The 20,359-nt window shown below is 69.9% G+C and carries 21 protein-coding genes; 7 read left to right on the top strand and 14 right to left on the bottom strand.

Annotation, left to right across the window (positions count from 1 at the left end; translation table 11 throughout):
* Window positions 1–46 precede the first annotated feature (46 nt).
* From ACZ4UU_RS30710 to ACZ4UU_RS30665, 10 genes are all read right to left on the bottom strand, one after another.
* Window positions 47–988, bottom strand: a complete 942-nt coding sequence (locus ACZ4UU_RS30710) for a glutaminase (protein WP_471906637.1) — start codon at window positions 986–988, stop codon at window positions 47–49.
* Window positions 989–1,044: 56 nt separating this feature from the next.
* Window positions 1,045–2,454: an aspartate ammonia-lyase gene (aspA, locus tag ACZ4UU_RS30705; protein ID WP_471906636.1), complete on the bottom strand. Its 1,410-nt coding sequence runs from the start codon at window positions 2,452–2,454 to the stop codon at window positions 1,045–1,047.
* Window positions 2,455–2,571: 117 nt separating this feature from the next.
* Window positions 2,572–3,588, bottom strand: coding sequence for an asparaginase (locus ACZ4UU_RS30700; protein ID WP_471906817.1), 1,017 nt, complete (start codon window positions 3,586–3,588; stop codon window positions 2,572–2,574).
* A gap of 50 nt (window positions 3,589–3,638) precedes the next feature.
* On the bottom strand, window positions 3,639–5,078 hold the full coding sequence (locus ACZ4UU_RS30695; RefSeq protein ID WP_471906635.1) for an amino acid permease: 1,440 nt from the start codon (window positions 5,076–5,078) through the stop codon (window positions 3,639–3,641).
* Window positions 5,075–5,752 (bottom strand): FadR/GntR family transcriptional regulator, encoded by a 678-nt coding sequence (locus tag ACZ4UU_RS30690; protein ID WP_471906816.1) that lies wholly within the window; start codon window positions 5,750–5,752, stop codon window positions 5,075–5,077. Before ACZ4UU_RS30690 ends, ACZ4UU_RS30695 begins: the two co-directional genes overlap by 4 nt.
* A 190-nt stretch (window positions 5,753–5,942) precedes the next feature.
* Window positions 5,943–6,782, bottom strand: a complete 840-nt coding sequence (locus ACZ4UU_RS30685; RefSeq protein WP_471906634.1) for an undecaprenyl-diphosphate phosphatase — start codon at window positions 6,780–6,782, stop codon at window positions 5,943–5,945.
* Window positions 6,783–6,870: 88 nt separating this feature from the next.
* Window positions 6,871–7,245 carry a fluoride efflux transporter CrcB gene (crcB, locus tag ACZ4UU_RS30680; RefSeq protein ID WP_471906633.1) on the bottom strand — a complete coding sequence of 125 codons (375 nt, stop codon included), beginning with the start codon at window positions 7,243–7,245 and terminating at the stop codon, window positions 6,871–6,873.
* Window positions 7,242–7,646, bottom strand: coding sequence for a DUF190 domain-containing protein (locus ACZ4UU_RS30675; RefSeq protein WP_471906632.1), 405 nt, complete (start codon window positions 7,644–7,646; stop codon window positions 7,242–7,244). Before ACZ4UU_RS30675 ends, crcB (ACZ4UU_RS30680) begins: the two co-directional genes overlap by 4 nt.
* Window positions 7,643–8,104, bottom strand: coding sequence for a fluoride efflux transporter CrcB (gene crcB, locus ACZ4UU_RS30670; RefSeq protein ID WP_471906631.1), 462 nt, complete (start codon window positions 8,102–8,104; stop codon window positions 7,643–7,645). Before crcB (ACZ4UU_RS30670) ends, ACZ4UU_RS30675 begins: the two co-directional genes overlap by 4 nt.
* A gap of 77 nt (window positions 8,105–8,181) precedes the next feature.
* On the bottom strand, window positions 8,182–9,144 hold the full coding sequence (locus ACZ4UU_RS30665; protein WP_471906630.1) for an SMP-30/gluconolactonase/LRE family protein: 963 nt from the start codon (window positions 9,142–9,144) through the stop codon (window positions 8,182–8,184).
* A gap of 313 nt (window positions 9,145–9,457) precedes the next feature.
* Here ACZ4UU_RS30665 and ACZ4UU_RS30660 point away from each other — a divergent pair, with 313 nt between their 5' ends.
* Window positions 9,458–10,198, top strand: a complete 741-nt coding sequence (locus ACZ4UU_RS30660; RefSeq protein ID WP_471906815.1) for a ribonuclease BN — start codon at window positions 9,458–9,460, stop codon at window positions 10,196–10,198.
* 75 nt (window positions 10,199–10,273) lie between these two features.
* Here the strand turns inward: ACZ4UU_RS30660 and ACZ4UU_RS30655 are convergent, their stop codons facing one another.
* The 3 genes from ACZ4UU_RS30655 to ACZ4UU_RS30645 all read right to left on the bottom strand — a co-directional run bounded on the left by ACZ4UU_RS30655 (window position 10,274) and on the right by ACZ4UU_RS30645 (window position 14,460).
* The gene (locus ACZ4UU_RS30655) at window positions 10,274–10,561 is read right to left on the bottom strand and encodes an ArsR family transcriptional regulator (protein ID WP_471906629.1); all 288 of its coding nucleotides are present in this window, start codon (window positions 10,559–10,561) and stop codon (window positions 10,274–10,276) included.
* A gap of 196 nt (window positions 10,562–10,757) precedes the next feature.
* Window positions 10,758–12,326: a glycoside hydrolase family 53 protein gene (locus ACZ4UU_RS30650; RefSeq protein WP_471906628.1), complete on the bottom strand. Its 1,569-nt coding sequence runs from the start codon at window positions 12,324–12,326 to the stop codon at window positions 10,758–10,760.
* A 112-nt stretch (window positions 12,327–12,438) separates the two neighbouring features.
* On the bottom strand, window positions 12,439–14,460 hold the full coding sequence (locus ACZ4UU_RS30645; RefSeq protein ID WP_471906627.1) for a beta-galactosidase: 2,022 nt from the start codon (window positions 14,458–14,460) through the stop codon (window positions 12,439–12,441).
* Window positions 14,461–14,645: 185 nt separating this feature from the next.
* Between ACZ4UU_RS30645 and ACZ4UU_RS30640 the strand changes: the two genes are divergently transcribed.
* From ACZ4UU_RS30640 to ACZ4UU_RS30615, 6 genes are all read left to right on the top strand, one after another.
* On the top strand, window positions 14,646–15,974 hold the full coding sequence (locus ACZ4UU_RS30640) for an ABC transporter substrate-binding protein (protein ID WP_471906626.1): 1,329 nt from the start codon (window positions 14,646–14,648) through the stop codon (window positions 15,972–15,974).
* Complete coding sequence (locus ACZ4UU_RS30635; RefSeq protein WP_471906625.1) at window positions 15,971–16,894, top strand: carbohydrate ABC transporter permease; 924 nt, start codon at window positions 15,971–15,973, stop codon at window positions 16,892–16,894. The genes ACZ4UU_RS30640 and ACZ4UU_RS30635 overlap by 4 nt, the downstream gene beginning before the upstream one ends.
* The gene (locus tag ACZ4UU_RS30630) at window positions 16,891–17,799 is read left to right on the top strand and encodes a carbohydrate ABC transporter permease (RefSeq protein WP_471906624.1); all 909 of its coding nucleotides are present in this window, start codon (window positions 16,891–16,893) and stop codon (window positions 17,797–17,799) included. The genes ACZ4UU_RS30635 and ACZ4UU_RS30630 overlap by 4 nt, the downstream gene beginning before the upstream one ends.
* Window positions 17,796–18,827: a LacI family DNA-binding transcriptional regulator gene (locus tag ACZ4UU_RS30625; protein ID WP_471906623.1), complete on the top strand. Its 1,032-nt coding sequence runs from the start codon at window positions 17,796–17,798 to the stop codon at window positions 18,825–18,827. Before ACZ4UU_RS30630 ends, ACZ4UU_RS30625 begins: the two co-directional genes overlap by 4 nt.
* A gap of 160 nt (window positions 18,828–18,987) precedes the next feature.
* Window positions 18,988–19,338, top strand: a complete 351-nt coding sequence (locus tag ACZ4UU_RS30620) for a VOC family protein (protein WP_471906622.1) — start codon at window positions 18,988–18,990, stop codon at window positions 19,336–19,338.
* 76 nt (window positions 19,339–19,414) lie between these two features.
* Window positions 19,415–19,804 (top strand): MarR family winged helix-turn-helix transcriptional regulator, encoded by a 390-nt coding sequence (locus tag ACZ4UU_RS30615; RefSeq protein WP_471906621.1) that lies wholly within the window; start codon window positions 19,415–19,417, stop codon window positions 19,802–19,804.
* A 146-nt stretch (window positions 19,805–19,950) separates the two neighbouring features.
* On the opposite strand, the gene ACZ4UU_RS30610 is transcribed toward ACZ4UU_RS30615, so the two are convergent.
* Window positions 19,951–20,352, bottom strand: a complete 402-nt coding sequence (locus ACZ4UU_RS30610) for an SseB family protein (protein WP_471906620.1) — start codon at window positions 20,350–20,352, stop codon at window positions 19,951–19,953.
* Between the last annotated feature and the right edge of the window lie 7 nt (window positions 20,353–20,359).

Genomic DNA, 20,359 nt, shown 5'->3' with positions numbered 1-20,359 from the left:
CCCGCGCCCCTTAACGGCATCACCGCCCCCATGTCGAACGGTTCCGTCAGAACACTGACAGGCCTGTCAGGGTTGTGAACCTGTCCAAGGCTGCCACTCCTGCTACCGAATTGCCCCGCTCGTCCAAGCCCGGACTCCACACGCACAGCGTGCAGCGGCCCGGTACGACTGCGATGATGCCGCCGCCCACGCCGCTCTTTCCGGGCAGGCCGACCCGGTAGGCGAAGTCGCCCGCCGCGTCGTAGGTGCCGCAGGTCAGCATGACCGCGTTGACCTGCTTGGCCTGGCTGCGGGTGAGGAGGCGGGTGCCGTCGGCGCGGACGCCGTGGCGGGCGAGGAAAGTGGTGGCGAGGGCGAGGTCGGCGCAGGAGGCCTTGATCGAGCACTGCCGGAAGTACTGGTCGAGCAGGGCCGGTACCGGGTTGTCGATGTTGCCGTAGGACGCCATGAAATGGGCGAGGGCGGCGTTGCGGTCGCCGTGTGTGGACTCGGAGGCGGCGACGTCCTTGTCGAAATCGAGGGTCGGGTTGCCGCTCTCGGCGCGGAGGAAGGCGAGGAGTTCGCCCGCAGCGTCTCCGGTACGGCTCTGGAGGCGGTCGGTGACGACGAGGGCGCCCGCGTTGATGAACGGGTTGCGGGGGATGCCGTTCTCGTACTCCAGCTGGACCAGGGAGTTGAAAGGGTTGCCGGAGGGCTCCCGGCCCACGTGTTCCCAGAGGGCGTCGCCCTCGCGGGCCAGGTCGAGCGCGAGGGTGAAGACCTTGGTGATGGACTGCGTGGAGAACGGCTCGCGCCAGTCCCCCACGCCGTACACCGTGCCGTCGAGTTCCGCGACGGCCATGCCGAAGCGGCGCGGGTCGCAGGCCGCGAGGGCCGGGATGTAGTCGGCGGGGCGGCCGCGGCCGGGGGTCCGCTCGATCTCCTCCGCGATGCGCTCCAGGATCGGCTGGAAGGTCAGTGACGACGTCGACGCTGCCATGATCACCATTGTGCCTTCCCGCCGCTCCCGGCGCGCATCCCGAGGTGAGGGGTTGTTCCGGCTGGTCAGGCCAGGGCCTGGCCGCTGCCCGCGACGATCTCCGGGCGGAGCAGGTCGGTGAGCGTGTCGGCGGGCAACAGGCCCTTCTCCAGGACGAGTTCGGCCACGCCCCGGCCGCTGACGAGGGCCTCCTTGGCGATGTCGGTGGCCGCCGTGTACCCGATGTGCGGGTTCAGGGCGGTCACCAGGCCGATGGAGTTCTCCACGCTCCGGCGCAGCGCCTCGGTGTTGGCGGTGATGCCGTCCACGCAGCGCTCGGCCAGGGTCAGACAGGCGGCCCGCAGATGGGTGATCGACTCCGAGAGGCTGTGCAGGATGATCGGCTCGAAGGCGTTGAGCTGGAGCTGTCCGGCCTCGGCGGCCATGGTGATGGCGACGTCGTTGCCGATCACCTCGAAGGCGACCTGGTTGACGACCTCGGGAATGACCGGGTTGACCTTGCCCGGCATGATCGACGAACCGGCCTGCACCGGCGGCAGGTTGATCTCACCCAGGCCCGCGCGCGGCCCGGACGACAGCAGCCGCAGGTCGTTGCAGCTCTTGGACAGCTTCACGGCGATCCGCTTGAGCACGCCGGACATCTGGACGAACGCCCCGCAGTCCTGGGTCGCCTCGACCAGGTTGGCGGCGGTGACCAGCTGGAGCCCGGTGATCTCGGCGAGGTGGCGGCGGGCCGACTCGGCATACCCGGCGGGCGCGTTCAGCCCCGTACCGATGGCCGTGGCGCCCAGGTTGATCTCATGGATCAACTCCACCGCCTCGGCCAGCCGGGACCGGTCCTCATCGATCATGACGGCGTACGCGGAGAACTCCTGGCCGAGGGTCATCGGCACCGCGTCCTGCAACTGCGTACGGCCCATCTTGAGCACGTCGCGGAACTCGACCGCCTTGCGGGCGAAGGAGTCCTGCAGCACGGACATCGCCTTGAGCAGCCCGCGCACCGCGAACACCGTCGCGACCTTGACGGCGGTCGGGTAGACGTCGTTCGTCGACTGCCCGAGGTTGACGTCCTCGTTGGGGTGCAGGTACGCGTACTGGCCCTTCTCATGGCCCAGCAGCTCCAACGCCCGGTTGGCGACGACCTCGTTGGCATTCATGTTCGTCGACGTGCCGGCGCCGCCCTGGATGACGTCGACCACGAACTGGTCGTGCAGCTTGCCGGACCGGATCTCACGGCAGGCGGCGACGATCGCGGCAGCCTTCTTCGGGTCCAGCAGACCGAGCTCCTCGTTGGCCAGAGCGGCGGCCTCCTTCACAGCGGCCAGGGCGTCGATCAGGTGCGGGTAGGCGGAGATCGGCGTCCCGGTGATCGGGAAGTTCTCCGTGGCCCGCAGGGTGTGAACACCCCAGTAGGCGTCGGCGGGGACGTCACGGTCGCCGAGCAAGTCGTGTTCGCTACGGGTGACGACGGTCATGAGGGAACGGTTCTTCTTTCTGAGAGGGTGAGGTGTAGCGCCCTTCAGGGGCGTGGGGGAACTGCGCGACGAGCCACAACCAGCCCGCAGCCGCCGTACTAGTGGTCCGGCACATCCTCAGGCGCAAGCCGAAACCACAACCGGCTCCAGCGAACGAACCGGCCGCACACACCCGACCGCCCGTCCGCCACCCAGAAGCGCCTCACCTTGGAACTCGGTGAGCAGCTCAGGATCAACCCCGGCCCACGCGAGCGCGGCCGCGGCGACCGGCACTCGCGCCCGGTTCGCCCCGTCCGCGATCTTCACGGCAACGGCCCGTCCATCCGGCAGCGCGGCGACCTGAACGCCCTCGAACCCGTCCTTGGCGAGCAGGCCCGGCACGGCCCGCATCAACGCCGCGACATCCCGCCCGCTGCCGGAGGCCATCTCCGCGTGCTTCCGCATCGCGTCGGCGACCCGGGCCTCGGGCGTACCCGGCACCGCGGTGGTGATCCGGGCGGCGGCGCGGGCGAGCCCGTGCAGGGAGACGGAGAACAGCGGCGCCCCGCAGCCGTCGACGGTCACCTGGGCGATGCGCTGCCCGGTGAGGTCCTCGACGATCTCGGCGATCGCCTGCTGAAGGGGGTGTCCCGGGTCGAGGTAGTCCTCCAGAGACCAGCCGTTGAGCCGGCAGGCGTACAGCATCGCCGCGTGCTTGCCGGAGCAGTTCTGGGCGAGCCGGGAGGGCAGGCGGCCCTCCCGGATCCAGGCGTCCCGGACGACCGGGTCGAACGGCATGTCCGGGACGTTGCGCAGGTGGTCCTCGGTGAGCGCGGCGAGTTCGAGGATGCGCCGGGTCCCGGCGAGGTGGCGTTCCTCGCCGGAGTGGCTGGCCGCGGTGAGCGAGAGCAGCTCACCGTCGAGCGGGAGCCCGGCCCGCACCATGGCGACGGCCTGGACGGGCTTGAGCGCCGAGCGCGGGTAGAAGGCGGCCTCGATGTCACCGAGTTGGAACTGCACCTCGCCGTCGGCGCCGAGGACGACGACGGAGCCGTAGTGGATGCCTTCGATCATTCCGCCGCGTATGAGGTGGGCGACGGGGGCGTGGAGGGGTTCGCGGACAAGGGGTGCGTCCGCTGTGGAACTGCTGTACATCACTGCCTGGTTGTCGTGGGTCGATGAGGGGTCGTCGACCGGCACGTGTGTCACGCGTCGGCCTTGCTTGCGGTGCGCGCGACACGGCGGCGGATGCCGTACCAGCCCGCGACCAGCGCCGCGACGATCAGGGGCAGGCACAGCACGGTGGTGCGGCCGGCGCCTCCGTCGGCGTACATGAGGACCAGGACGGAGGCCAGGAAGGCCAGCGTCACGACTTCGGTCCAGGGGGAGCCCGGCAGTCGGTAGCCGGGCCGGTCGAGCTCGCCCTTCTGGGTCTTCTGCCAGAAGAGCAGGTGACAGATCATGATCATGCCCCAGGTGGCGAGGATGCCGATCGCCGCGAAGTTCAGCACGATCTCGAACGCGTCCGCGGGGACGACGAAGTTGAGACCGACGCCGAGCACACAGATACCGCTGGTGAGCAGGATGCCGCCGTACGGGACCTGGCTGCGGCTCATCACCGAGGTGAACTGGGGGGCCGAGCCGGACATCGCCATGGAGCGCAGGATGCGGCCGGTGGAGTACAGGCCGGAGTTGAGCGAGGACATGGCCGCGGTCATCACGACGAGGTTCATGACGCCGCCGGCGGCCGGGATGCCGATGTTGGACAGCACGGTGACGAAGGGGCTCTCCCCCGCCTTGTACGACGACCACGGCAGCAGCATCGAGAGAAGGACGACGGAGCCGACGTAGAACAGGCCGACGCGCCACATGATGGAGTTGATCGCCTTCGGCATGATCTTCTCGGGGTTCTCGGTCTCACCGGCCGCGACGCCGACCAGCTCGACGGAGGCGTAGGCGAAGACGACACCCTGGACGATCAGCAGCATGGGCAGCAGGCCGTTGGGGAAGAGGCCGCCGTGGTCGGTGATCAGGGAGGGGCCGGGGGTGGTGCCGTCGACGGGGTGCTGGGTGACCAGCAGGAAGATGCCGATGCACATGAAGACGACGAGCGCGCCGACCTTGATGATCGCGAACCAGAACTCCAGTTCGCCGAAGATCTTCACCGAGATCAGGTTCACGGTCAGGACGACCGCGAGGGCTATCAGCGCGATCACCCACTGCGGGATGTCGGAGAACATGCCCCAGTAGTGGGTGTACGTGGCGACCGCGGTGATGTCGGCGATGCCGGTGGTGGCCCAGTTGAGGAAGTACATCCAGCCCGCGGTGTACGCGCCCTTCTCGCCCATGAACTCCCGGGCGTAGGACACGAAGGCGCCGGAGGACGGGCGGTACAGGACGAGTTCGCCGAGGGCGCGCACGACGAGGAACGCGAAGACTCCGCAGACCGCGTAGGCGATGAACAGGGACGGGCCGGCGTCGGCGAGTCGGCCGCCGGCGCCGAGGAACAGGCCGGTGCCGATGGCTCCGCCGATGGCGATCATGTTGACGTGCCGGGCCTTCAGCGACTTGCTGTAGCCGTGGTCTCCGGCGTCTACGTGACCGGCCGAGGGGCGCGTCTCTTCTTTGAGGTGCTGCTCGCTCACGCCTCGGGTCCGCCTTCCGTGGGGCTGTCCGTGCGCGCGGGGCGCACGATGTCGGTGAGGGTGGTCTCGACACGGTCCAGGTGATGCGCCATGGCATCGGTCGCGTCGAGTTCGGAACCGTCGATCAGCGCCTCGACGATGGCCCGGTGCTCGCGGTTGGACTGTTCGCGGCGGCCGCCCAGTTCGTTGAGGAACGCCGACTGACGCGCCAGTGCGTCGCGGATCTCCTCGATGACCCGGCGGAACACCGGGTTCTGGGCGGCCTCGGCCACGGCCAGGTGGAAGAGCGTGTCCATCGCGACCCACGCGGTGGTGTCCGTCTCCCGTTCCATCCGGTCGAGCAGATGGGCGAGGTGGTCGAGGTTCTCCGGGGTGCGGCGCAGGGCCGCGTACCCGGCGACCGGGATCTCGACGTGTCGGCGCACCTCCAGCAGATCGCTGGCCGCGTAGTCGCCGAAGGTGGGGTCCTCGACGGCGCTCGCGACGACGAAGGTGCCCTTGCCGGTCTTGGAGACGGTCAGGCCCATGGTCTGCAGGGCCCTGAGAGCCTCGCGCAGGACGGGGCGGCTGATCTCCAGGGTGCGGCAGAGCTCCGCCTCGGAGGGCAGCTTGTCGCCGATGGCGTACTCACCGCGCTCGATGGCGCTACGGAGGTGTGCCAGGACCGCTTCCATGGCGCTGATGCGTCGCGGGGGCTGTCCGGCTGTCCGGCTGTCTGACAGGTTCACGGGAGTGATACTCCGGGTGAGTCCCGGGTGGTGTCAAGGGAGCCGAAAGGAAAGATTCACCGGGTGTGACGCCTGAAAGCCGGCTTCACACCCGGCCGGGTCCCCGGACGGTGTCAGGTGGTCTGTCGGTCGCGGGTCAGCTGTTGATCACGCCCGCCCCCAGCAGCCCGAACAGCAGCAACCCGACCACGATCCGGTAGATCACGAACGCGTTGAAGGAGTGTTTGGCGACGAACTTCAGCAGCCAGGCGATGGAGGCGTAGGCGACGACGAAGGAGACCGCGGTCCCGACGGCCAGCGGCAGCGCGCCCGTGCCGGTCGTGCCGAGGGCGTCCTTCAGCTCGTAGACGCCGGCGCCGGTGAGGGCGGGGATGCCGAGGAAGAACGACAGGCGGGTGGCGGCGACCCGGTCCAGGTCGAGCATCAGCGCCGTGGACATCGTGGCGCCGGAGCGCGAGAAGCCCGGGAAGAGCAGGGCGAGGATCTGGGAGCTGCCGACGAGCATCGCGTCCTTGAAGGACGTGTCGTCCTCCCCGCGCTTGTGCCGGCCCATCTGGTCCGCCGCCCACATCACGCCGCTGCCGACGATCAGCGAACCCGCGACGACCCACAGCGAGGCGAGCGGCCCTTTGATCAGCGGCTTGGCGGCCAGGCCCACGACGATGATCGGGATCGTCGCGTAGATCACCCACCAGGCGAACTTGTAGTCGTGGTGGTACCGCTCCTCCTTGTCCCGCAGCCCGCGCAGCCACGCGGAGACGATCCGCACGATGTCCTTGAAGAAGTACACGAGCACGGCGGCGATGGCGCCGACCTGGATGACGGCCGAGAACCCGACGACCGCGTCGTCGTCGACGGGGATGCCCATGAGCCCCTCGGCGATCTTCAGATGCCCGGTCGAGGACACCGGCAGGAACTCGGTCACCCCCTCGACGGCTCCGAGGACGACGGCCTGACCGACGCTGATGACGCTCATGGGATCCAGTTCCGGGCGGGGGACAGTGGCGCGCACTGTCCTACCAGGTGCGGGTGTGATCCCCGCGCCGACTACGCCCTGCGGCGGCCTAGGACCACACCGCCTGGGCGAGGGACACCCCCACGAATGCCGCGCCGAGGCCCGCGGTCACGCTCCCCGCGATGTTGGCGACGGCGTAGAGCCCGGAGCCCGTCTCGGCCAGCCGGAGGGTCTCGTAGGAGAAGGTCGAGTACGTGGTCAGGGCCCCGCACAGACCGGTGCCGAGCAGCAGCTGGAGGTGGGAGCTCGCGGCGCCCTGGGCCGCCGCGCCGGTGACCAGGCCGAGGATCAGACAGCCGCTGACGTTGACCAGGAAGGTGCCCCACGGGAACACCGAGTCGTGCCGGGACTGCACCGCCCGGTCGGTGAGGTAACGCAGGGGCGCGCCGGCGACGGCGCCCGCGACGACCAGGAGCCAGTTCACGGTGCCTTCTTACCTTCCGTGTTCTTACCTCTGATGTCCGGTTCGTGTGGTTCGTACGGTGTGGCGCCGCGGCCGATGTACCGGATCACCTCGCAGTCGTCGAGGGTGACCAGGCCCTCGGTGACGAGTTCGTCGAGCTGCGGCAGGAAGGCCCTTACGCGCTCCTCGGTGTCGACGATCACGATCGCGACCGGCAGGTCCTCGCTCAGGGACAGCAGCCGTGAGGTGTGGATCAGGGAGGAGGCGCCGAAGCCCTCGATGCCGCGGAAGACGCTCGCCCCCGCGAGGCCGGCGGCGTGGGCGCGGTGCACGATCTCCGCGTACAGGGGCTTGTGGTGTCTGGTGTCGTGCTCGCCGACGAAGACGGTCAGGCGCAGTGCCCTGCCGGTCAGCCTGGTCATGGCTGCCTCGCTCTCAGGATGCGGCGGGTGGCCGTCGCCGCGAGCCAGACAGCCGTGAGCGCGGCGACGAGGGTGGCGGCCAGATAGGCCAGGCCCACGCGCGGGTGCCCGGCGTCCAGCTGCTTCTGGATGTCGACGGCGTACGTGGAGAAGGTCGTGAAACCGCCGAGCACGCCGGTCCCGAAGAAGGGGCGGACGAGGCGGTGGGCGGCCCACACCTCGGTGATGACCACCATGAACACGCCGATCACCGCGCAGCCCACGACGTTGATCCAGAACGTCGACCAGGGGAAGCCGCCCGGCCCTGCGGGCCACCACAGGGAGGCCGCGTAGCGGGCGGTGGCGCCGATGGCTCCGCCGAGCGCGACGACCGCGACGACGGGTGCCTGGGCCCGCCACGCGGGTTGCCGCGGCGCACGGACGGGGGCGCGCAGGCTCTCGGTGTCCGGGGCTGTCATGGTCGTACGTCTCCTGCCTGGCCGGCCTCACCGCACCTCGCGGGGTGATCGCGGCCGGTCAACAGCGTACGCCGGGCTCATTTCGGTGAGGGTGCCTCGCACACCGCGACGCCCCGCTCCCACAGACTGCCCAGGATCAGTCGGCCGCCGGTCTCGCACACGCTGGTGACCATCCGGAAGCGGGAGTGCCGACGGGCCAGGTGGTGCACGACCCGGCCGGTGTCGTCGACCGCGAGCACGCCGATCGTGCCCGTGGGGCGGAAGGGGGCGCGCACGGCGAGGCGTGCGGCGGTGCGGCGTACGGCGGGGGCGGCGCGGTGCAGGAGGTCCAGCGGGGGTACGCGCGGGCCGGCCAGCGCCACCCAGATCGGTCCGTCCGGAGCGCCGCGCCAGAGGTTGTCCGGCATGCCCGGCAGGTTCTCGGCCAAGGGCTCGCTCCGGCCGGCGCGGGGTCCGGTGAGCCAGTAGCGGGTGAGGCGGCACTCGCTCGTCTCGGCGACGACGAGGAAGGAGCCGTCGGCGCTCAGGGCGAGGCCGTTGGCGAACTGGAGGCCTTCCAGGAGGACTTCGGGGGTGTCACCGCCCGGGGCGAGGCGCAGGAGACGGCCCGTCGCCGTGTGCTCGACCAGGTCGCCGATCCAGTGGTCCAGGGGGTGGCGGCGGCTGCTCACGGTGAAGCAGACGCTGCCGTCGGGCAGGGCTACGGCATTGCTGCAGAACCGCAGCGGCTCCCCCGCCACCGAGTCGGCGAGGACGCGTACGGTGCCGTCGGCGAGGTCGACGCGGAGCAGCCCGCGTGCGGCGTCGCACACCAACAGGGCGTCGTCCGGCAGGAGTTCGAGACCGAGCGGTCGGCCGCCGGTCTCGGCGAGCACTTCGACCCGGGCCTCGGCGGAGTTCACCAGGCCGTCGAGGCGCAGGATCCGGCCGTCCTCGACGCCGGTCAGGACCCGGCCGCGCGCGTCCGCGACCACGTCCTCCGGGCCTCGGCCGCCGATCGCCACGTACCGGCGAGGGAGGAGCTCGGTCGGACGGTTCATGAAAAGCCTCTTCTCAGGGGTCGCGACAGGCGGTCCCGGCGGACACGCACCGTGGTGCGGACGTCACGGTGACGCGCGCCCGGGTACCCGGACCGTGCCGTGTCATCCACTCGGGTCCGGGAGCGATGTGTCACGGTTTACGAGGAACATCCCCTGGCCACTCGGTCAGGCGCGCACAACAGGCGAGAGAGGGTGGTCGTATGTCACGTCCGCCCCGGTCGTTTGCGGACCGCCGCCCCGGTGGAGGGGCCCGTGGCCTACGGCGGTCGCGTTGAACGTCCGGCGCTCCCTGCCGCACACGGCATGGCACCGGATGGGGCTCGCGGAGCTCTACCGGCGTGGCAAGGAGCTGGAGTTGCTGCACCGCGCCATGGGGTTCGCCGCGCTCTCCCTGGTCACGCTGGCTCCGCTGCTGATCGTGGTGGCGGCCGTCGATCCCCTCGGGCGCGGCGGGTTCGCCCTGTGGCTGGTGGACGGCATGGACCTGTCCGGAAGGTCGGCCCGCGCCCTCTCGCAGGTCTTCACTCCACCCCGCAAGGTGGTCAGCACGACCAGTGCGCTGGGCGTCGCCCTGCTCGCCGTGTTCGGTGTGGCCTTCGCCGCCAGTGTCCAGAACGGCTACGAGCGCATCTGGCGGCTGCCCGCCGGCCCCTGGCACCGGGTGTGGCGACAGACCGTCTGGCTGATCATGCTCATGACATACGTGTACGCGCAGGTGCAGACCCGGACTCTGCTGCACGGAACGCCCCGCATCCTGCTGAGCACGGCGGTGGGCGTGCTGTTCTTCTGGTGGGGGCCGCACTTCCTGCTCTGTGAGGTGCGCTGGCGGTATCTGCTGCCCGGCGCGATCGCCACCATGGCGGGACTGGTCGGGCTGCGCTGGTTCTCGTACCTGGTGTTCACCCCGCTGCTCGTCACGAACGCGATCAGCTACGGTCCGGTCGGGACCGTCCTGGTGGTGGAGTCCTGGCTGGTCGGGGTGGGGTTCGTGGTCTACGGCGGTGCGCTGGTGGGCCGGCTGCTGTGCGAGCGGTTCGGGGATGTGTCCGCGTAGACGTACGGCCAGGCGGGGCATCAGGGGGAAACCGAGTCCGTCCGGCGCCTGCGACACACGGCCCGGGCAGCGCCGCTACCAGCCCTTCTCGAACATGCGGGCGGCCTCGGCGATCCGCATGTCGTCGCGGCGGTAGTACAGGCGCCGCCGGATCCGCTTGGTGCGCAGCAGGCCGATGTTCACCAGGAGGCGGAGGTGGGTCTCGGCGACCTTGTGCGGCACGCCGAGCTTCGCGGCCACGGCGGACGCCGTGACGCCGTCCTCGGCCGGGTCGCCGCGCCGCTGCTTCGGGAAGTGCGTGCCCGGGTCCTTCAGCCATTCCAGGATGTCCAGGCGCGCTGCGCCGGCGGGAGTCCTCAGCATGCCGCCCCCTGCATCGGGTCGCGTCGTCACGTCCTCCCACTGTCCCGCAGCCGAAGCCGCCCTGTCCGGGACTCTTCGAGCCTTGTCCGGTACCGAACGGCCGTACGGAAAAAGGCGGTTGGGCCAGGACGCGGCGATGCCCGGTCGCAAGCGCGCGACCGGGCCCTTTGTCACCGGCTCGGCGGACTCGGCGGACTCACCGGTGGCTGAACCACGCCATCGACGAGAGCGCCTTGTCGTCGTAGCCGAACAGCGCCTGGTTCTCCCAGCCGTTGCCGGAGGCGGCGTCGGTCGGGTCCCAGCCGTTGCCGGAGACGGCGGTCCAGGTCGCCTCCCAGTAGAAGACGCCGAGGCCACGGCCGTTCGGGACGGCCTCCACGATGCTCGTCACGTCGTTCATCCAGCGGCGCTGCCCGGCCGTGTTCGCCGGGTAGCCCGAGACCAGCTCGCCCGTGGTGTTGATGATCTCCTCGTGCGAGTCCTCGCTGTCCAGCCGGAACGGGTAGGCCGTCTCGGCGACGAAGACCGGCTTGCCATAGCGGGAGGCCGCGTCGTCCAGGGTGGTCTGGAAGTCGTAGAGCGAGCCGTGCCAGTAGCCGTAGTAGGACAGGCCGATCGCGTCGAACTTCACGCCGCCCGCGACCGCGCTGTCGAACCACCAGCGGGTGCCGGACAGGTCACCGCCCTTGGCGAGGTGCAGGGCGACCGTGGTGGCGGAGTTGACGGCCTTGACGGCGTCGTAGCCCGAGTTGAGCAGGCCGGCGAGCTGCGACCAGTTGCTCGTGGAGCCCTCGCTCCAGAGCATGCCGCCATTGATCTCATTGCCCACCTGGACCATGTCGGCGGTGGTGCCCTGGGCCTTCAACGCGTTCAACACGTCGTACGTGTGGTTGTACACGTCGGTCCTGAGTTGACCGTACGAGTGCCCCGCCCAGGCGGCCGGCTTGCTCTGGGCGCCCGGGTCGGCCCAGATGTCCGAGTAGTGGAAGTCGACCAGCAGCTTCATGCCGGCCGCCTTGATCCGCTTGGCCATGGCGAGGACGCGCGGCTTGTTGTTGTAGCCGTCGGCCGGGTCGACCCAGACCTTCAGGCGCGCGTAGTTCATGCCGGCGTTCTTCAGGATGGTGACCGCGTCGCCGCTGGTACCGGATGCGGTCCGGTAGACGCCGCCCTTGGCCTCGCTCTTGGCGAGAGAGGAGATGTCGGCGCCGTGGATCGACGTGCCGCCCGTGCCGGACGCGAAGGTCAGGTCGTCGACGTTGATCCAGTTGCCGGCGTTGGCGTCACTGTTGACGCTGATCGTGCACTGGTTGTTGGTCACGTTGACCGGCACGACGATACGGATCCAGCCGCTCGCCGAGACCGGCAGGTCGGTGCGCTGCTCCGCGCCACCGCAGTTCTTCAGGGCTATGTACGCCGCGTTCTGGCCACCGCCGGAACGGACCCAGGCGGTGAGCTTGTAGTTGCCGTTGGTGAGCCCGGACAGGTACTGGTACGTCTCCACCTTGTAGGCGGAGGACGCCCAGTGGGTCAGGCGGTAACTCCCGCCGTGGCCGCCGGCCTCGGTGAAGGAGGCGGAGTTCCGCCCGGCCGCCGAGTACGTGGACCAGCCGGCCGGGGTCGCGGTGCCGGTGCCGTCGGACTCGAAACCGCCGTTGGTCAGCGTGCTCGCCGCCGAGGCGGTCTGCGCGGGCAGGGCGGTCAGGGCGAGTCCGGCTGCGAGCGGCAGCAGCAGGGCTCGGAGGGTGCGTCTGGGATGGAACATCGTCGTCCGTCGTCCCTTCGACGTGAGTGGGGTTGGGGAGTGACCTCACCTGGGGCGGTGAGAAGCCCCTCCGCCCGCGGCTCGTGGCACGCGCGGGCGGAGGGGAGTCGGCTCAGCCGTCGAGTCGGACGACCCGGACGGCTCCCGCGGGAACTTCGATACGGCCCGCGGCACGTTCACCGGTCAGCAACTCGGTGCCGGGCGAGTCCAGCGGCACCTTGACGTCCGACGCGGTGTGGTTGAGGGCGAACAGGTAGCTGCCCGACTCGCCGGCGCGGCGCACGACCTCGACGTCGCGAGGCAGGTCGGCACGCGGGGCGACCTGCGCGTCCTCGATCGCCCAGCCCAGCAGCGCGTCGAGGCCCTCGGCGCCGAGCCGGGTGGAGACGTACCAGGCGGTGCCCTCGCCGAGGCGGTGCCGGGTGACGGCCGGGTGGCCGGCGGTCAGGCCGTCGGCGTACGTCCAGACGGTCTCGGCGCCGCGCGGGACGACGAACTCGGTCCACACGTCGCCGCCGAGCTCGGAGCCGTCCGGGCCGGTGATGCGTACCAGCTGGTCCTGGAGCAGCGGCGCGAACTCCTCGACCGTCAGGCCGAGGACGTCCCGCAGCGGGCCGGGGTAGGCGCCCTCGTGCACGGCGTCGTGCTCGTCGACGATGCCGGAGAAGTACGACACGACGAGGGTGCCGCCGTTCTCGACGTACCGGCGCAGGTTGCGGCCGGCCGCCTCCGTCATCAGGTACAGCGCGGGCACGACGACAAGGGGATAGGCCGACAAGTCGGCTTCCGGGTGAGCGAAGTCGACGGTGAGGTGGCGGTCGTAGAGCACCTCGTAGAAGGCGTCGGCGCGCTCGCGCGGGTCGTGGTCCTCGCTGGGCCGCCAGTCGAGGTTCTGCGCCCACCAGGAGTGCCAGTCCCACAGCATCGCCACGTCGGCCTGCGTGCGGGTGCCGCGGACCGTGCTCAACGAGTCGAGGGTGGCGCCGAGTTGGACGACCTCGCGCCACACGCGGGTGTCGGTGCCGCCGTGCGGGACCATCGCGGAGTGGAACTTCTCGGCGCCGCGCCGGGACTGCCTCCACTGGAAGAACATGGCGCCCTCGGAGCCGCGCGCCACATGGGCGAGGGAGTTGCGGGCCATCTGGCCGGGCGCCTTGGCGGGGTTGCGGGCCTGCCAGTTGACGCCGGAGGTGGAGTGCTCCAGGAGGATCCAGGGCGCTCCCCCGGCGACCGAGCGGGTGAGGTCGGCGGCCATCGCGAGGTTGACGTGGGTGCGGCGGCCGTCGGTGATCAGGTAGTGGTCGTTGGTGACGATGTCGACCTCGCGGCCCCAGGCCCAGTAGTCGACGGAGTCGCACTGGCTGAGGGCCGTCATGAAGTTGGTCGTGACCGGGACGCCGGGCGAGAGGCGGTGCAGGATGTCCCGCTCCATACGGAAGTTCTCGCGCATGGTGGCGTCGGCGAACCGCTTGTAGTCCAGCGCCTGGGACGGGTTGACGGCCGTCGGGGTCGCGCGCGGCGGGTTGATCTGCTCGAAGTCGGCGTATCGCTGGCCCCAGAAGGCGGTGCCCCAGGCCTCGTTGAGCGCGTCGACGGTGCCGTGGGTGTCCGAGAGCCAGCGGCGGAAGTGCGCGGCGCAGGAGTCGCAGTAGCAGGCGGAGACGGGGACGCCGTACTCGTTGTGCACGTGCCACATCGCGAGCGCCGGGTGGTCGCCGTAGCGTTCGGCGAGCCGGGTGGTGATGCTCGCGGCGGCCGCGCGGTAGTCCGTGTTGCTGTGACAGATGGCGGCACGGGAGCCGAACTCGTGGCGCACGCCCTCCGCCGTCACGGGCAGCGCCTCGGGGTGGGCGCGGTAGAACCAGACCGGCGGGCAGACGGTGGGCGTGCCCAGGTCGACGCGGACGCCGTTCTCGTGCAGCAGGTCGAACAGGCGGTCCAGCCAGCCGAAGTCGTATACGCCGGGTGAGGGCTCCAGCAGGGCCCAGGAGAAGATCCCGACACTCACCATCGTGACGCCGGCCTCCCGCATCAGCCGGACGTCCTCCTGCCAGACGCTTTCCGGCCACTGCTCGGGGTTGTAGTCCCCGCCGAAGGCGAGCCTGGTGAGGCCCCTGGGCGTGGTCTCCGGCATGGATCTCTCCCGTTTGGTTTCGATCATTTGGGAACGTGCACACATCGGATCGGCGGTGCGAGCCCAACATAACCGCACAGCAACAACCATTGACAAGTGGCCGGGATGTTTCTCTACTGTGAACGCTCACAGAAGCATGGCGGGCCCTCGCAGCAGGCGGAGGCCCCAGGTCAGGGGAGAGATCCATGCCCATCACGAAGCGTCGGCGACTCGTTTTCAGAACCGCGGCCACCTGTGTCGCCGCCGCCCTCGGCGCCACCGCCCTCGCCGCCTGCGGCTCCGACGACGCCGGGGAGGACTCGTCGGGTCCGGTCTCGCTGACGTACTGGACCTGGACGCCGGGCATGGACAAGGTCGTCGACCTGTGGAACAAGGGCCCGGGCAAGAAGGACCAGATCACGGTCACGGTGAAGAAGCAGGCGTCCGGCGACACACTGGTCACCAAGATCCTCACCGCGCACAAGGCCGGCAAGGCCCCGGACCTGGTCCAGGCCGAGTACCAGGCGCTGCCGACGCTGGTCAGCAATGACGCGGTCGCGGACATAGCCGACCAGGTCGGCGACGCGAAGGGCAAGTTCGCCGAGGGGGTCTGGCAGCAGACCACGCTGGGCACGGACTCGGTCTACGCGGTCCCGCAGGACATCGGGCCGATGATGTTCTACTACCGCCAGGACCTCTTCAAGAAGTACGACCTGAAGGTCCCGAGCACCTGGGAGCAGTTCGCCGAGACCGCCCGTGCGCTGAAGAAGAAGTCACCCGACACGGACCTGACCACGTTCTCCGCCAACGACTCCGGCCTCTTCGCGGGTCTGGCCCAGCAGGCCGGCGCGAAGTGGTGGACGACCTCCGGTGACAGGTGGAAGGTCGGCATCGACGACGCCGCCTCGCAGAAGGTGGCGGGGTTCTGGGGCGACCTCGTCAAGGAGGGCGCCATCGACGACCAGCCGATGTACACGCCGGCTTGGAACAAGGCGCTCAACACGGGCAAGCAGATCGCGTGGGTCAGCGCCGTGTGGGCGCCGGGCACGCTGACCACGGCCGCGCCCGACACCAAGGGCAAGTGGGCCATGGCCCCGCTGCCGCAGTGGTCGCAGTCGGAGAACGTCACCGGCAGCTGGGGCGGTTCCTCCACCGCCGTGACGACGGACTCCAAGAACAAGGCGGCCGCCGCCAAGTTCGCCGCCTGGCTGAACACCGACGGCGACGCCCTCAACGCGCTGGCCAAGGAGGGCGGCATCTACCCGGCCTCCACGTCGGCCCAGCTCAGCGGCGCCTTCACCACGCCGCCGGACTACTTCTCCAACCAGCCCGACTTCTACAAGCAGGCCGCCGAGATCGCCGAGACCACGGCTGCGTCGGCCTGGGGCCCGAACGTGAACGTCGCCTACACGACCTTCAAGGACGCCTTCGGCAAGGCCGCAAAGGACAAGTCGGACTTCGTCGCCGCCCTGAGGACCATGCAGGACGACACGGTCGCCGACCTCGAGAAGCAGGGCTTCGAGGTCTCCGAGTGACCAGCACCAGCCGGAAGGCGTACGGGGTGAAGGGGGCCCCGTACGCCTTCCTCCTCCCCGCGACGCTCCTGTTCCTGCTCTTCTTCGCACTGCCCATCGGCTACGCGGTCTGGCTCAGCTTCCACAAGGTGAAGGTCTCCGGGCTCGGGCTCGGTTCGGGTGCCCGCAAGGAGGTCTGGGCCGGTCTGGAGAACTACACCGACGCCCTCACCGACAGCGAACTGGCCGGCGGCGCGCTGCGCGTCCTCGGCTACGGCTGCATCGTGGTGCCGGTGATGCTCGGGCTCGCCCTTCTCTTCGCCCTGATGCTCGACTCCGACAAGGTGCGGCTCGCGCCCTTCACCCGGCTCGCGATCTTCCTGCCGTACGCCATACCCGGGGTGGTGGCCGCGCTGCTGTGGGGCTTCCTGTACCTGCCGGACGTCAGCCCCTTCTACTACGTGCTGGAGAGGCTGAGTCTGCCGCAGCCGGACCTGCTGGACGGGGGGCCGCTGTATCTCGCCCTCTCCAACATCGCGGTCTGGGGCGGCACCGGCTTCAACATGATCGTCATCTACACCTCGCTCCAGGCGATACCGGCCGAGGTGTACGAGGCGGCCAAGCTGGACGGCGCCACGCCACTGCAGATCGCGCTGCGGATCAAGATCCCGATGGTGGCGCCCTCGCTGGTGCTGACCTTCTTCTTCTCGATCATCGCCACGCTCCAGGTGTTCAGCGAGCCGACCACGCTGAAGCCGCTCACCAACTCCGTGTCCACGACCTGGAGTCCGCTGATGAAGGTGTACCAGGACGCCTTCGGCAAGGGCGACATCTACGCGGCGGCCGCCCAGGCCACGATCATCGCCCTGGCGACGCTGCTGCTGTCCTTCGGCTTCCTGCGGGCCGCGAACCGTCGCAACAAGCAGGAGGCAGCGCGATGAGCTCCCTTGCCGTCGGCAAGGCCGACACGGCCGCCGGCACCACACCCGGCACCGCGCGGAGCCGCCCTCCGCTGCGCCGCCGGATCGCACTGGTCCCGACGATCACGCTGCTGCTGGGCGCGCTCTACTGCCTGCTCCCCGTGGCCTGGGTGGTGATCGCGGCGACCAAGTCCGGCAGCGAGCTGTTCTCCACCTTCACCTTCCTGCCGGGCACGGGCTTCGCCGACAACCTCTCGGACCTGAGCGCCTACCGCGACGGCGTGTACTGGCAGTGGATGGGCAACTCCGCCCTGTACGCCGGTCTCGGCGCGCTGCTGTCGACGGTCGTCTCGGCGTTCAGCGGCTACGCGCTGGCGATCTACCGCTTCCCCGGCCGCGAGACGCTCTTCAACGTGCTGCTGGCGGGTGTGCTGATGCCGCCGGTCATCCTCGCCATCCCCCAGTACCTGCTGCTGGCGAAGGTGGACCTGACGGACTCGTACCTGGGCGTGCTGCTGCCGCAGCTCCTCTCGCCGTACGGCGTCTACCTCTCGCGGATCTACGCGGCCGCCGCCGTCCCCGCCGACGTGGTGGAGGCCGGGCGCATGGACGGGGCGAGCGAGTGGCGGATCTTCTCGCGGGTCGCGCTGCCGATGATGGTGCCCGGCATGGTGACGGTGTTCCTGTTCCAGTTCGTGGCGATCTGGAACAACTTCCTGCTGCCGTACATCATGCTCAGCGACGACGAGAAGTTCCCGATCACGCTGGGCCTGTTCACGCTCCTCGAACAGGGCGCCAACACGCCCGCGCTGTACACCCTGGTGATCACCGGTGCCTTCCTCGCGGTCATTCCGCTGGTCGCGCTCTTCCTGGTCATCCAGCGGTTCTGGAGCCTGGATCTGCTCTCCGGGGCCGTAAAGTCATGACCATGAGCAACACGGGGGGCCGACGCAGGCCGCCGACGATCCACGACGTGGCGCGCGAGGCCGGAGTCTCACGGGGCACGGTCTCACGGGTGCTCAACGGCGGGCACTACGTCAGCCCGACCGCCCAGGAGGCGGTCAACGCGGCGATCCGCAAGACGGGTTACGTCGTCAACCGGCATGCCCGCTCGCTGATCACGGGGCGCTCGGACTCGATCGGCTTTCTGCTGACCGAGCCGCAGGAGCGGTTCTTCGAGGACCCCAACTTCAATGTCCTGCTGAGCGGGTGCACACAGGCGCTCGCGGCGCACGACATCCCGCTGCTGCTGATGCTGGCGGGCACGCGGGACGAACGACGGCGCATCACGCGGTACATCACGGCGGGTCACGTCGACGGGGTGCTGCTGGTGTCCAGTCACTCCGGGGACCCGGTGGCCGACGAACTGCGCGCGGCGGGGGTGCCCCTCGTCCAGTGCGGCAAGCCGATGGGGCTCGGCTCCAAGGTGAGTTACGTGGCGGCGGACGACCGGGACGGCGCCCGTGACATGGTGCGCCACCTGCTGTCCCTGGGCCGCCGCCGGATCGGCGTGGTGAGCGGCCCGCTGGACACTCCGGGCGGCGTCGACCGCCTCGCCGGCTACAAGGAGGTCCTCACGGAAGCGGGCGTCGGGATCGACGAGCGGCTCATCGTCTCCGGCGACTACAGCCGCGCCAGCGGTGAGGCGGGCACCGAGCGGCTGCTGGCGCAGGCCCCGGACGTGGACGCCCTGTTCGTGGCCTCCGACCTGATGGCGCAGGGCGCCCTGACCGCGCTGCACCGTGCGGGCCGCCGGGTGCCCGAGGACGTGTCCGTGGGCGGCTTCGACGACTCCAGCGCGGCGACGGAGGCCACCCCGGCCCTCACCACCGTTCGCCAGCCCTACGACCGCATCAGCGCCGAGATGGTGCGGTTGCTGCTCGCGCAGATCGGCGGTGAGGACCCGGCGGCGGTGATCCTGCCGACGGAGCTGGTGAAGCGGGATTCGACGTAGCGGCGCGTACGTGCCGCGAGGGCGCGCTCCACGGCGATCCGGCCGTGGGCGCGCCCTTGGCGTGCGACCGGTCAGGAATCGAGAAGCCCGCCACCGCTCCCCCGCCCTAGCGTGAAACCACCGACGACAACCGTCACACACTTCACGTCAGGAGTACGTCATGACCGCCGGAGTCAACACGATCATCTACCCCGTCAAGGACCTCGACCGGACGAAGGCCCTGTTCAGGGCCCTGCTGGGCACGGAGCCGTATGCGGACGAGCCGTACTACGTCGGCTTCAAGGACGCCGGACAGGACGTCGGCCTCGACCCCAACGGCCACGCGAAGGGCATGACCGGCCCGGTCCCCTACTGGCACGTCGACGACATCAGGACGACCCTCGCGGCCCTGCTGGAAGCGGGCGCCGAGACGCTCCAGGACGTGCACGACGTCGGTGGCGGCAGGCTCATCGCCTCGGTGAAGGACGGGGACGGCAACCTCGTGGGGCTGCTCCAGGACCCGACCGGCTGAGAACCCGCGCCGAGTCTGTTGCACAGGCACTAGTTGCACAGTCAATAAATGGCTGAATCGGTGCTACCGTGCCGGTATGGCAGTGAAGACGGCCGATGCCGGACTCGAGGACCGCTGGCGGGACATCCTCTCCGTACACGCGCGCACGATGACGGAGATCGACCGCGTACTGCACCCGCACGGACTCGGCGCGAGCGACTTCGAGGTGCTCGACATCCTCGCCTCGGCGACGCCGGAGGAGGGCGCGCAGTGCCGGGTGCAGAACCTGGTCGGACGGGTCCATCTCAGCCAGAGCGCGCTGTCCCGGCTCATCGGGCGGCTGGAGAAGGACGGCCTGGTGGAGCGCTCGGTCTGCGCGGAGGACCGGCGCGGTGTCTACGTCGCCCTCACCCGCAAGGGCCGTGATCTGCACGCCGAGGTCCTGCCGCTCCAGCGCGCCGTGCTGGCCCGGATGCTCAACGGCTGACGCCGGGCGTCCCGAGCACGAACTCGGCCCCGTCCGGCAGCACTTCGACACCCGCCTCGGCCGCCCGTGCGCAAGCCGTCGAGGCGGGGTCGAGCAGGGGTTCGTGTCGGCCAGGCGGGTGTGGATCCGACGGGCGTGCGGGTGGTCTAAGGCCGGGCCAGCAGCGTCCGTACCCCCTCCGACGTCAGGGTCAGCGGGTGCGAGGAGCCGGCGTCTATGGTCAGCGCCAGATCGTCGGCCGGCCACTGCGAGGCGAGGGCGCCCAGCGGGACCAGGCGGTAGCGGGAGACGAAGGGCAGCAGCTCGGCCATCGCGGGCTCGGAGGTGAAGACGGGGACGACGGGCTCCCCGCCCGGGCGTTCGATGACCGGCAGCGCCACGGCGCCGGGGTCGGTGGCGTCCTGTTCGGTGACGTCGTCGGGCACGGGGACGAGGACGTCGCTGCTGGCGAGCGTGTCCATCGCCGCCATGTCCTCGCTGTTCCCGGCCAGCGCGTCCAGCGCACGCCGGGCCGGCGTGGCGGTGTTGTCGTTCGCTGGTGTCTCCATGGCAGAT

The sequence above is a fragment of the Streptomyces sp. NPDC028907 genome (assembly GCF_055564995.1).
The sequence above is the reverse complement of the archived record's forward strand: the minus strand, read 5'-3'. Positions and strand labels throughout refer to the sequence as shown.

Excerpts from the sequence above, each read along its gene's own strand:
- ACZ4UU_RS30710 (WP_471906637.1), bottom strand. The coding sequence starts at position 988 with ATGGTGATCATGGCAGCGTCGACGTCGTCACTGACCTTCCAGCCGATC.
- aspA (WP_471906636.1), bottom strand. The coding sequence starts at position 2,454 with ATGACCGTCGTCACCCGTAGCGAACACGACTTGCTCGGCGACCGTGAC.
- ACZ4UU_RS30700 (WP_471906817.1), bottom strand. The coding sequence starts at position 3,588 with ATGTACAGCAGTTCCACAGCGGACGCACCCCTTGTCCGCGAACCCCTC.
- ACZ4UU_RS30690 (WP_471906816.1), bottom strand. The coding sequence starts at position 5,752 with ATGGAAGCGGTCCTGGCACACCTCCGTAGCGCCATCGAGCGCGGTGAG.
- ACZ4UU_RS30685 (WP_471906634.1), bottom strand. The coding sequence starts at position 6,782 with ATGAGCGTCATCAGCGTCGGTCAGGCCGTCGTCCTCGGAGCCGTCGAG.
- ACZ4UU_RS30675 (WP_471906632.1), bottom strand. The coding sequence starts at position 7,646 with ATGACCAGGCTGACCGGCAGGGCACTGCGCCTGACCGTCTTCGTCGGC.
- crcB (WP_471906631.1), bottom strand. The coding sequence starts at position 8,104 with ATGACAGCCCCGGACACCGAGAGCCTGCGCGCCCCCGTCCGTGCGCCG.
- ACZ4UU_RS30665 (WP_471906630.1), bottom strand. The coding sequence starts at position 9,144 with ATGAACCGTCCGACCGAGCTCCTCCCTCGCCGGTACGTGGCGATCGGC.
- ACZ4UU_RS30660 (WP_471906815.1), top strand. The coding sequence starts at position 9,458 with ATGGGGCTCGCGGAGCTCTACCGGCGTGGCAAGGAGCTGGAGTTGCTG.
- ACZ4UU_RS30655 (WP_471906629.1), bottom strand. The coding sequence starts at position 10,561 with ATGCTGAGGACTCCCGCCGGCGCAGCGCGCCTGGACATCCTGGAATGG.
- ACZ4UU_RS30650 (WP_471906628.1), bottom strand. The coding sequence starts at position 12,326 with ATGTTCCATCCCAGACGCACCCTCCGAGCCCTGCTGCTGCCGCTCGCA.
- ACZ4UU_RS30645 (WP_471906627.1), bottom strand. The coding sequence starts at position 14,460 with ATGCCGGAGACCACGCCCAGGGGCCTCACCAGGCTCGCCTTCGGCGGG.
- ACZ4UU_RS30640 (WP_471906626.1), top strand. The coding sequence starts at position 14,646 with ATGCCCATCACGAAGCGTCGGCGACTCGTTTTCAGAACCGCGGCCACC.
- ACZ4UU_RS30630 (WP_471906624.1), top strand. The coding sequence starts at position 16,891 with ATGAGCTCCCTTGCCGTCGGCAAGGCCGACACGGCCGCCGGCACCACA.
- ACZ4UU_RS30625 (WP_471906623.1), top strand. The coding sequence starts at position 17,796 with ATGACCATGAGCAACACGGGGGGCCGACGCAGGCCGCCGACGATCCAC.
- ACZ4UU_RS30620 (WP_471906622.1), top strand. The coding sequence starts at position 18,988 with ATGACCGCCGGAGTCAACACGATCATCTACCCCGTCAAGGACCTCGAC.
- ACZ4UU_RS30615 (WP_471906621.1), top strand. The coding sequence starts at position 19,415 with ATGGCAGTGAAGACGGCCGATGCCGGACTCGAGGACCGCTGGCGGGAC.
- ACZ4UU_RS30610 (WP_471906620.1), bottom strand. The coding sequence starts at position 20,352 with ATGGAGACACCAGCGAACGACAACACCGCCACGCCGGCCCGGCGTGCG.